This window comes from Candidatus Omnitrophota bacterium (genome assembly GCA_028716245.1).
Lineage (GTDB): Bacteria > Omnitrophota > Gorgyraeia > Gygaellales > Profunditerraquicolaceae > UBA6249.
Window position 1 is genome coordinate 118,072 of the sequence record JAQUQW010000003.1, and the last position, 12,383, is coordinate 130,454.

At 39.9% G+C, this 12,383-nt stretch carries 3 protein-coding genes; all 3 read right to left on the reverse strand.

The genetic code is table 11. The features are described 5' to 3' along the window. Positions 1-19 precede the first annotated feature (19 nt). The 3 genes from PHG87_06595 to PHG87_06605 all read right to left on the reverse strand — a co-directional run bounded on the left by PHG87_06595 (position 20) and on the right by PHG87_06605 (position 12,354). Positions 20-6,823 (reverse strand): PEP/pyruvate-binding domain-containing protein, encoded by a 6,804-nt coding sequence (locus tag PHG87_06595; GenBank protein MDD5477845.1) that lies wholly within the window; start codon positions 6,821-6,823, stop codon positions 20-22. A gap of 91 nt (positions 6,824-6,914) precedes the next feature. Further along, entirely contained in the window at positions 6,915-10,754 is a 3,840-nt protein-coding gene (locus tag PHG87_06600; GenBank protein ID MDD5477846.1) for a fructose-bisphosphatase class II, read from the reverse strand. A gap of 4 nt (positions 10,755-10,758) precedes the next feature. Further along, positions 10,759-12,354 carry a hypothetical protein gene (locus tag PHG87_06605; GenBank protein MDD5477847.1) on the reverse strand — a complete coding sequence of 532 codons (1,596 nt, stop codon included), beginning with the start codon at positions 12,352-12,354 and terminating at the stop codon, positions 10,759-10,761. Positions 12,355-12,383 lie beyond the last annotated feature (29 nt).

Below are 12,383 nucleotides of genomic sequence, written 5' to 3' on the forward strand. Positions count from 1 at the left end.
TTTCTTCCTCCTTATAAAATTAATTTTTACCGCTTACTGCGTTCTCTTCTATCTTTTGCTTCTCAGCTGCATCATTAATTTCTTTGGTTTCTTTCACTAGTGGCGCGAAAGAAACTATTATTTTTTTATTTTGATCGTCATTCTTATTTATATCTTCCATCTTTCCTTTAACGATTTTGATGGCGACATCGCCGATCTCTTGTAATTCTCCTTCTTTAGCCAATCTTCTCCACTCTTTCCAGTAGATATCGACGCCTGCCCAAGCTGCTCCCAACATTATTTTGTCAAAAGTTACAAAATTTAAACCCGTTCCAAGATCTTTGAAATATTCGAAATATTTATCCACAGCCAGTGTATCGCTAGGCGTAGCAATATTAACACCCAGCTGTAAGCCGTCTTCGCCGGGAATAATACCCATATCTTTCAAGATATATTTCCAAGCAATAATTACCGCGCCGCTCTGAGTTCCTTTAAGTTCGGTAATTTGTAAACCAAAATCCTTTCTTTCTTTGACAGGCAATGCCGCTCTTACTTCTTTAAATGCCTCTAACTCAAGGCGGTTGATCTCCCAAAAATCGCCAATCGCCCTGGCTGCTCCTAATAAACCATAGTCAGGGTTAGGATTAACCTGTTCCACCAAGAAACCGAAATTCATATTCCTAAATACCAGGCAATTCAAACTTGTTGTCTTATGCACCACAAATTGCCCTTTATTTTTCTCTATAATTTCTTGCATCTGCTGCTTAAACGAATCCTTTATGAATTCCTTAGCGGATTTTCCGTTAAGGCGGCTGACAATTCTCTTCCTCATGTCCGCGAAATATCTATTCCTTAATTCTTCCAGCCAATTTTTAGATAACGCTGCTCCATCATTACGGGTTATTTTATCAAGTTTATCCTGTAAAAATTCTTTTATGATTTTCTCAGGTTCTTTTTTAATCTTTTCCTGTATTTCGTTAATTAAACTCAGTTTCTTATCCTGGTATTTCTCTTTTGCGATTTTATCCAGCTCATCGATTAATTTCCCCACATATTCGTCAAATACTTTTCCTAAAGAATCTTCTAAAGTTTTACCTTTTATCTGTTCATTTTCAAACGCCAACAGAACTAACGGGTTAAACTCAATCTTCGAATAAACGCTATTCGCATTTTCTTCAACGGCCTGTTTTGTATCTATTTGCGGGTCATACTGCGGTATTGGCAAGGAGCGGACAATTGCTTTTTTCTTTTCAACCTTAAGATTACCTTTATAAATCTTCTTGGCTGCGTAGTCAATCGTGACAAATTGCCCTTCTAATTGCGGGCGCATCGCGCCTATACCCTTGGCAATAGCTTTTATTCTTGTAGGTACGATACCCTTGTCGCGGCGAAACACATCCCAGCCATCCAGATTTACGTCGCCATCGACAATAATTGCCTTCGCGTATTGCAAATCATCCCAATCAATGCCCCTTCTTTCAAGCCCTTCAATGGTATTGTCCCAGCATTTCTGCCAAATAGCCATTATTTTAGTCCGCTCATCATCACTGAATCTTCTATCTTTTAATTGAGCGGAAAATTTCTTAGCGTGCACGTTAAGATTGGTCCATACGTAAAGATTATTTCCTATAGGCTTAAGCAACCCCTCTCGTTTAAACTGTTCAAAATATGCCGGGGTCATCGCTTTCACTAATTCATCTTCAGAAATAGCGACAAGGTTTCGGTTTAAAACAACGACCTTATTATATGTTTTCATTGTGCTGCGCGCGCTCTCTAAGCTTTGTAACTTTAAGAATTCTCTTTTCTCTTCTAACTCCGCGCCTTCCAACCCTTTTAACGCATCGGGCAATAAATCTTCCGCTTTCTCTACGTAAATCACTTCGCCTTTAATAACTCCTGTGCGTTGTTTAACTTCCCCTGCGTTTAGATCAAACAATACCTCTTTTTCCGATTCAGGCGCGATGATTTCTTTTGTTGCCGACATTGTATCGAGCCGGGTCATCGATGCCAAAAGCCGGACCGACATCATGCTTATGCCAAAAGAATCCAATAAATTCATAATCTTTCCGGCAGAATCATAATCCCCTCTTCCCACTAAACTGGTAACCGATTCTCCGCAAAGGTTTATTCGGATACCTAGCTCTTTCGCTTCCTTTACTACCGCCTCCATTAACTGAATCATTACATCCGCACCTTCGTCAATTAAAGGCAACTTCTTAATGCTATCATTATAGAAAAATCCCGCCTCTTTAATCGCGTTAATCGCTTTAATAGCCGCAGGGTCAAGAAGCTCCAGCTTCATCCGCGGATCTTCTCTGTCGCCTTTACCGGCAAGATGAGAATAATCGTTTGTTCCAAAAGAAAAAAAGGTAAGTTCCACCCCGTATTTTTTGTATTTTTCCCTCATTGCCAGCAATTTCTTACCGAGTTTATCCGCCAGTATAGCGTCACTGGGAACTTCAATCATAATACCGATCTGTTTAGGCAGCTTTCCTTTTCTAGCCGCTATTCTCTCAAGAGCGATATCTAACATGTCCAATTCCCTGACGAATCGTATAAAAACATAAAACCAGGCTTGGTTATGGGTGTTCTGGTTAGCATCAATAACCGAGTCCAACAAAAAGCTCAACACCTTCTGATTACCATCAAAATCCTCATCTATTCCCTCAATTTCCAGAGAGGCGCCTCTTAAGCCCACTAATGGATTGACACCGGGCCAGGAAAATATTTCAGAGCCGGGCATCCCCCTAATTTTATCCTGCGCGAAGTCATAGGCCCTGTTCTTTGCTTTCTGATCCGGACTAACACTAAATCCCATTAAGTTATAGAAAGTACGAAATTCTGTCCCGACGTATTTCCCAAATGACGAATACCCTTTTTCTACCAACTTGTTTTCTATCTCTTTAAGAATCCAAGGGCTCTTGTTTAATTGAGAAATAATATTATAATCAAAATTAAATCTTCTTTGCATAGCGCCGTATTGATCTGTTAACGCTGACACTATACCGGGTATTTTCATGGAATAATCTAATAAACGCAGTTGCTCCCTGTTTAGCGGGGAATCTTGCTCTCGTAATTTCATAAGATCGAAAATACTTAACAATTTTATGCCGTCTTCAATCTTATATTCCCTGCTAAATTGCTCTTTAAAGCCATTTAAAATCTCCGGCTTATCCTTATAATATTTAAAAATTTCATTATTTACTTTAGAAACAAATTTTTCAGAGCCTTCAATCTTTCCTTCAATTAACTGCTCTACGGTTACCAGCTCCGGCATTTTTGAACGGCCCGCTTTAATATTCTGAATAAGATCGTAGCCGTAACCCGCGAATACATTCAAACCTAATTGCTCCGCTTTAAATTCAGCGCGGGTTAATGCATTACCCGCGTCATCTTCAGCCAGCATAATCGGCGCATTCTGTTGAGCGGTCGAATCCGAAGCAATAATCTGGCCGATTGAGGGATATGGCATTCCATCGTCATCTCCCGGGATACCGTATGGCTTAATCCTGAATTTTACGAAATTGACCGGGATTCTCTTTGCTGGATCAGGTTCAAGTTTGTATAGAAGACCATTATTGGCGTCTACAGTTAAACCATCTCCCGTAGCCACAAGCCTTTCCTCAAGTGTAAACTTACCCACCCCTGTTACAGCCGGAATACCCTGCTCTCTGCAGAAAATTGCCGCGTGGCAGGTATCTCCTCCTCTAATAGTAATTACCGCGTCCACCAGCCGCATAATCGGATCATGGTTCGGATCCGCTTCTAACAAATATAACGCTATCGGCAAAACCTTATCTTTACCTATACCGAATTCATCGGGATTAAATCCCAGTTTCTTTATCTGCCTCTTTTCTTCATCGCTAAACTGTCCTGCCTTTAATCTTCTTATTGTCTCAGCATGCCAATCAATGGTTTTATTTGGGTCAAATACCAGCACATACGCTTCGGTCGCATTTTCGCCTTTTGTACCGCTGGTAATAGCTTTTATATTATTATCCTCAATAAATTTCTCGTCCACTTCACTTCTTTGCCGGACAACATCGGTTTTTTGAATAGCGGCGGTATAAGGACGCGCCTGCACGTTATAGAGTTTTAAAACAACTTTTCCTCCCCTAGCTGTATCTTCAACTTTTACCAGTTTGCCGTCTTTTTGCATTTTAAGGCGAGCGCCATCCACATCGGCAGTATATGCTTCGAGCCGGCCTTCCTGGCCTTTAGGCACAGAAGGGTCTATCTCAACCGCGAACTCAATATCTCTCTGGTCTTTATAAAAATTTGCAATGTTCCATGCCATATGGGCAATCTCAATTGCTTCCTCATCGTTAATACTAAATGAGTCCTGATGAGTAGGCGTGGTTTCCAAATTACAGGTAAAGCTATTATCTACCAGCGCCCTTATGAGATAACTTAAGTTCCTCATTTCTTTAGCTTCTAACCCCAATTTTTTTAATACGTCGCCTCTATGCACTAAATCGAATTCCTTATTTTCCCACACCTCTTTTGTCATCAGTATAAACGCTTCGGCTGTTTCTATGCTATTGCCAAAAAACTCATGCAAACTACTCATCCCGGCTTTTGCCTCATTGCTGGCGTTTTCAACCGAAGCAAAAACTTCTTGTATTAATTTATTAACTGCCGATTCCTTTAGTCCATTCTTTTCATTATTAGGAGAAACATGGAAATTCTGCTTGATATATTCTTGTACCGCGCCTATTGAACTATTCGCCTTGATCATATTCGCTATATCTGTGGCGATTTTTTGTACTCGCGCTTTTTTATCTTTCTCGGTTTCTGTTTTATCCGGTAATTCGTTTAAATACCGTGTCCCGTATAAATTTGTGACCAAAATGCCGTTTATCCTTTTGTCAACCTCATCGTAACTAATTGCTTTTTCCACCATACCTGCCAATGACCGTATCTTATCCTGGCTTAGTTTGCTTTTTAAGAGGTCGATCGATTTTTCAATGTTAATCATCTGAATAAGCTTAGTGCCCTTATGCCTTTCTAAGAAAAACCAGTTTATGCCGTCATAAGTAGCCATAACAAATTTATCCGGATCGACTTTCCCTCCAACTACATTTTCTCCATAACCATAAGCGATTTCAAAGCTGACTACTATCGGCTTTGTGCCGACTATATTGCCTTCTTTATCTAACTGCACCAGGCTTTTGTCGCCTTTCCAGGCCTTATATAATGCCTGTGAAACACCCGCCATCTTGGTCGCCGGGTTAACCGAAAAAATTACACCGGCCAAATAACTCCTAACCATTTGCATAATCACAACGTCGATTCCGATCTCTTCAGGATGGATAAATTCCAAAGCGATTTTTTGCATCGTTTCCAAACTGTGTCTTATCTCGGGATTGTTTTCATATTTTAAAATCTCTTCCATCGCATTCATTAAATTTACCGAACCGGGATTGCGGTAATTAGTTAAAGTTTCGGCATAGTCGGTAAATTCCGGCTTGTTCAATCTTACAGCGTATTCGCGGAGCTTATTGATTAAATCATAATATACGCGCTTGGGCTGCTTGCCTTCAAATTCGATTGCGCTGGAAAAAATCAAAAATATAGCATCATCTCTATAGCTTACTGCCCTATCTGTAAAAAGGCTGGCCCAATCAGCTTTCAGTTTATCAAGCACATTTTTTTCACCGCTGACATTAAGAAAAGTATCGGATTGGCCTGCCTGGGAACCAGTAGTAATCGGAAGCCAAGACGAGACCTTGATATCTTCTTTTATACCCGAGCTTCTCACCGCAACTCTTGCGGGGATGTCTTTTTTCGCCAGAACGCGCAGGACATTCAACTGGCGATACATTACTAATACCTCGTTTTTGATATCATCCGGAATCGAAGAACGTTTCATGACTTCTCGGATTTTTCTAGTTATTGCGTCCCTTTTCTGGTCATCCATCGTATCTAATACTTTTAATTCTTCTTTGATTAAGTCATACAGTTCAGGGTTTGCTTTCACAAATTTAAAATAAGCGGTTGTGGTAACATTAAATCCGGGGGGAACGCTGACTACATCATCCATAATGGCCAGGCTCAACCCCTTGCCGCCCGCAAGCCTCAACCCGTCATTTTTTAAGAAAACCGCATATTCTTCTTTTAATATTTTAAGTTGGTTTTTAGCATCTGGGGTATTTTGTTGTTGTAGTTGTTTTATTTTTTCTTTATATTCTTCGTTTTTATTCGTAAATTCCTGATCGTGATATAGCCTTAATTCACGGTAATCCAGAGTCATTCTGTCCGCGACAGCTATCGTAGCTCTCTTTTCCAAGAAAAGATAATCGGATAATACAATATCTATAGCTTTTATACCTTCTGCCTTAGCCTTAGCGGCATCTTCAACGAACGCCTCAAGCGGAATCTTCTTTATGTCTTCACCAATTTTCTTTATGCTAAAACCCGCGTTGTCTTTTTTCACGAAGGCCACCGGTTCACCGATAAAATAAAGCACAGAATATTCTTCTCCGTCCTTTACCGAAGCGCCAAACACTTCTTCCATTTTCTTTTTCGCTTCAGGAGAATGCTCTAAATCAATTACCTGTTTAGAGTAAGTATCGAATGAAAAATTAACGGTTGAAGAAACTTTATAATCACCCAGCATTTCCCGCATAAAGTCATTTTTAATGCTGGTTATGCTCAAATCTTCTGTGAACGCTTCTGGTCTTAGCTTGTCCGCAGCTGCATAGGCCTGTTTAATAGACGCATTAGTGAGAATAAAACTGGCTAACACAACTCCTATAATAAACTTTGAAACCAGGCCGTCTTTAGAAAACTGCGCGGACATTTTCTTCTCCTTTTTTAAATAAGTTTTTGATTTTTTATGCATGCGCTAATTAATTATGAGGACAAAAAACTGTTGATTATATGTTTGTAACCGGGGACGGGAAATTCCCGTCCCCGATTTTTCCTTAAATGAATTAAATTGCAACTACAGCCGCGACTTCTGCTTTATATTCTTCAACTGCATTTGCAATAGAAGGTATTACCGCATTAGATTTAACTGTAAAACTGCCCTTTGCATCTTGAGCGAATAATGCATCCAATGCCGTCAATTTATCATTGGTTAACGTACCCTCTGAAATGAGATTTAACGCTAGTTTCAATGCCTTAGCCATTGAAACTGTCTGTCCTTTTTCTTTTGTTTCCCCAAGTACGATCATATTCTCAGAAGAACCCTTGAACTGTTCAATATAGCCCTGAGAACCAATTACGACATAAATACCCGTGCCGAATTTCTCGTTTACAACGTTAACTACATTCGCGGGATTTTTGCCTACCACAATACTGGCGAACATATCCCGGTTTAAGTTAGTGAAATCTCCATTGATATCATTTACTTTCGCAAAGAACTTATCCACCAACTTATTCGCTTCTTCAGCACTTATTTTACTAGGAACATCGATAATAAACTTAATGTTGTTTTTGCTAAGCTCGCCTTTCTTAAGAAACTTTCCCTGCTTTTCAAGAAGTTGTTTAAGCACGTTTTCCAAAGCCATAACCCCATCAGGGCCTGATTCAACAAGAGCGGCATAGTTTATAACTACTGGGATGGCCTTATCACCACGCGTATTTTTTTCCACAACAGCATCAGGGACATTAACGTCGATATCATCTGAGAATGCATCCATAATCGGCACCGCCGGGCCATACTTAACTAATTTAGAAACTTTGGCCCCGCCCTTAAAGGAAACTTTCTCTAAATACCTTTTACCGAAAAGAAGCTCTAAAACATCGGCAATTGTAGAGTTTTCATCCCCGCCTATCTCACCTACCTCAGTCTCGACTCCGCTGTCTTGGTGTATTAATGTTGCCAAAAACGCGCTAACCAATGCGTTTAACCTCATTGGCATAAATGAAGCATCTAAAGCAAATTCGGTAAAACCAGCTGCAACTTCCACCTCAACTAATTTATACGCCTTTTCAATTGCTTTAAGCGCGCCTAATACATTCTTTTGAGTTTGAGTAGGATTGGATAACTCTTTTAATTCCTTAACTTTACTTGCAAAAATCGCTTTTCTCTGAACAATATCTTTTTCTTTTAAAATATTATTAAGAAGCTTGGCAACTTCTTCTTGGGCTTCCTTATCCTTCAAAAACTCCTTATCCGCTTTTACGGTTACATGGTCTCCTTTGATAATGAAATTTTTAAACCCAAGCGCTTTAGTTCTTGCTTTTATCAATTCAGCAAACTTTTTAGGATTGTCGAACGAAAAACCGCCCGCATAGGTATAATCCAATTCGCTCATTGCCTGCTGGAATATAACAAAGCTCTTTGTGTTGATTGCCGCTTTAATAATTCCATCTATACTCAAAGGCGTTCGAATATTATCAGCCATAATGATGCGATCTGTGTCTTTTAATGCGTCCAAAACAATACGCCCCGGATAAGAGGCGCCTTCCGGCACTATAAAAGGCTCGGGTTTGACAGAATCAATAATGCCGCCATTATTATCGACTAATCTGGTTTCAAACCAAGCGCAGGGCTTCCCGTTTACCACACCTAAACGCAAAAAATTGATTTTACTTCCTTGCTCTCCAATTTCTACGCCATCTGTTCTGAATACGCCATTATTGCTGATAAATGCCATAGATCCACGAATACTGGCATCTATATCGCTATGCATATACAATACTTTACCGGCAATAATATCCTTCCATTCTTCGGGATAGGCTTTCTTTATGGCGTCTATTTCACTTTCTTGCTCCCCTTCTTTTGGTTTGTCGCTAAAAGCGTACCTGCGTTTTAAATCCTTTGCATCTTTACCATCCGAAGCCTTATTTACATTCTCAGAAACTAACCGATTAAAGACAAGCGCGCCTAATGCCTTAAATCCACTGCCTATGGCGCGAATATATTCTCCTTCCGGAGCGCCGACTAAAGTCATCATAACTTTATGTTTCTCTCTTGTTTTAATACCAAGGATGGCATCGATACCATGCGCTACCGTTCCGTCTTTGATAGTCGTAAGCGTTAATCCTTTATATTTTTCCTGCAATTGCTTTATTGCGGCTATTCTTGCTGTTTCTCTGGGCCTATCCATTATTACAACTTCTAAGTCGCCAATGGTTTTCCCGTTAGCTTTTGCAATCCTATCCAGCATTGCTTCTATTTTATTAATATCACCATCCGCGGTTAACTCCGGGTCTAATGGATTAGCAATAAATTCTATCAACTTCTCAGGAGGCACCCGGGTAACAACCTGATCTATATAAGCATCTAAGGTATTACGCATAAATCTTTTAACACCGGGCCCATAAAGCATAATGCTGGTTGCCCCAGATTCTTTTTCTTTTAAATCTGCTGTTGCTTTTCCATATACATTAGCAACAAACGCGTTTGTTCCCTCGATTACATCCATAATCCCATATTCTATTCTAAACTTCTCTCCGCTTGTTGATGTATATTCATCTAAACCATCCTCTATCGCGGCTTTAATAATCGCTGCTTCTTCCGCCTTAAGGCTTTCCGGGATTATAACATCGCCTGCCTTAAAGCTGGCTTTTAGCGCATCCCTGCCAAATCCTTCACTTACACGCGCTATTAAAATAATTTTTTCACGATTCACTATTTCTTGGAATATTGCTTTTGCCGCTCCATCTGCTTCATCTTTAATAAGGTTTATTTGATTTTTAAGAGCATCTGTTTCATCTTTTTTTGTTTTAATTATTAATTCGTTATTTCCCGCCTTTTCTAGTTCTTTTACTTCCTTTTCCAAAGCTTCTTTCTTTATTACTAAATCTAGCGCTTTCCCACGTAAACCTTTTACAGTTAAAACAGCAGCGGTTGCGCCTGTGATCTGAAGAGAAAAATCATCTACTAAGGGCTTAAGCGGCTCATATCCTATTTTAAATACCGAACTTTTTCGAACCGGAACAACAAGGCCGGATTTTAAATAATCATTCACTAAAGCATCCGTTCCCGCGCTGCCAAAAGCGATCATGTGTTCAGTAGCACTTTTTTCTGTAGCTATATCAATTTTTTCTTTTACATCGGGAGGTAAATTTTCCCACTCTTGACTATATTTACCTATGAGATTCTTTAGCTCTTTACCAATAAGTCTTTCTAAATTCTTTTGGCTAGCTCCTTCTCTCTGGGTAACATCGTATTTCTTACCGTAAGTTTTTATCAAATCATCGATCATCCTATTGACTAAATTTTGCAGTTCAGGGTGAGTTGTCTTTGCTTCCTGAATTATAACTTCCCATGCTATATTCTGCCAATTAGTTCCCACATGGCCAATCCTCATCCCTACTTTTCTAAGGGACGGAATGTTTGGAATCGGTGTGCCGGTTATGCCATGCTGAACTACAAGTATTCCATAATAAGCAAGAATACGAGAAATAGCATCAGTACCCGGTAAATTCATCTTTGTTTCTATTAAATTGCCGTCTGCATCATAATTATTACCGTGCGCGGTGCCATTGTTCAGGGCTAATAAATAAGGCAAAGGATTCAATTCCTGTGCTGTTAATAAAGCAAAAAGCCCTTCGGAAGGTTCTTTCGTAACAATTAAGTCGCCTTTTCCAACTCCGGTTTTTATCGCGTTTTTTATAGCAAAAATTTGTTCCGCGTCTGCTGTGGTCGTAGGATTAGTTTTAGCTGAGTTATTTCTTAAATTAAACGTAGAAACCACGCCTGCGGTAGCAATGTTGCTAAAAACAAAAGTTACTGTAACTACCAATGAAACTAACCTATACCACATCTTTTTATTTAATTGCCCTAACATTTTCCTTCCTCCTGTTTTCTTAATTTTCATTTATTTATTCCTCATCACTGCCATTTGTACCGCTGTTACCTTTATCTATATTCTCGCTCTGCAGGTTTTTCTTTTCGCTTCTTAAGACGGAAAGATAAACGCTGGAGTCGGTTTTCTTAGTGATTGTCGGGGTGACTACCGCGTAGGAATAGCCTTTTTCTTTAAACATCTGCGTCATACCGGGCGTGTGAAACCCGCCGGCGATAAATACCGCTATTTTTTCTCCGGATTCATCCATTTTCTTGACAATGTTCTTAATAAACGCCTGCTCGCGGTCAGAACCCAATTTATAAAATTCCTCAAATTTACTCATGTTCTCATCGATTACCCCGGAGGCCGACGGCCGCAGCGCTAAATTGTATTTGGCGCAGTTATCGCTTAAGAAACTTAACCAGGAACCGGTTGACATATCCGCCCGGTTTGCCTTAAAATATCCGTAATCTTCGGGGGTCAACTCTAAACTGACAACACCTTTAAGCACATCAAGCGCTTTTGAAATTTCATACAATTTTTTCTGGTCGGCGTTGGCGAAAAGCTCCTCTTTTATTTTCTCTTCCAAAGAACCGACTTCTTTTAAGAGCTGGGCGACATCTATTTTTTTGTTTTCGTTTATGTAGCGGATATAGGCGGCCAACTGGGGATAATTTTGTTCAAGGTTGATTCTTTTCTTTGCCGCCAGGTCTTTCAAAAATGAATAATATTCCCCGGAGGTGATATTTCCAGCCTTAAAATCCTGGCTCTTGTCAACTACAGTTTTTACCTGCTTTTCATTGAGCAGGCTGGCTAAGCTCTTGATAAACTCATTCCTTTGGGCTTCCGCTTCCTTAAAATCAACCTCTTTTTCCATCCGGGCAAGCTCCGCGAAAGCGCTTAAAAAAGGATAGCTTTGAAGGTCAAAACCTTTATTACTGGCAATATTTTTAAGATAGCCGCAGTATTCCCCCAAAGATAAAGTTTTATCCTCATAGTTTTTCTTGGCGCTCTCTAAATATTTTACTTCTTCGCTGTAGATCTTTGGCTTTAAAGCGTTGACAACTTTGGCTAAATCCTCTAAGTATTTTAAACTTTCGTCCCTAAGGGCATCTACTTTATGAAAAACATCCAAATGCGCCTCATACAAGGCTTCATCTTCTATCCCGTAAAGGTCAAGAGGATAATCGGCAACAATGTCCAAATACTCTTCGCCTGAGATTTTTCCCAGCTTCAGGTATTTATCCGCCACGCCTTCCCGGGCTTTTTTATCAGCGTAGTTGCGCAAAAACTCAAGGTTGACATTTCCGCTGCCGCCTTCAACCATGATCAATTTAAGATTTTGCTCCTTGGCCAGATAATCCAACAACTGCGCCATATTTTTCTGGGCTTCATAATTACAATGGGCATCCTGGATATGGATAATCGTCTTACCTAAATTAGAATTCTGCGTATTGACAGGTGTAGTGTCCTGGCTATCAAACACCTCTTTGATGTTTCCGAATATGGAGGGAATATTGATGGTTTTTACTAATGAGGTTGGGCTTGCTAAGCTAATTCCAAAGAAGAAAAAGAATTGGATCGCTAAGAATATTAGAATTTTTCCGCGATGAGGCTTATTTTCCAACATTTTCTCCTTCCTTTCTCGCGGCCGGCAAC

Excerpts from the sequence above, each read along its gene's own strand:
- PHG87_06595 (MDD5477845.1), bottom strand. The coding sequence starts at position 6,823 with ATGCATAAAAAATCAAAAACTTATTTAAAAAAGGAGAAGAAAATGTCC.
- PHG87_06600 (MDD5477846.1), bottom strand. The coding sequence starts at position 10,754 with ATGAAAATTAAGAAAACAGGAGGAAGGAAAATGTTAGGGCAATTAAAT.
- PHG87_06605 (MDD5477847.1), bottom strand. The coding sequence starts at position 12,354 with ATGTTGGAAAATAAGCCTCATCGCGGAAAAATTCTAATATTCTTAGCG.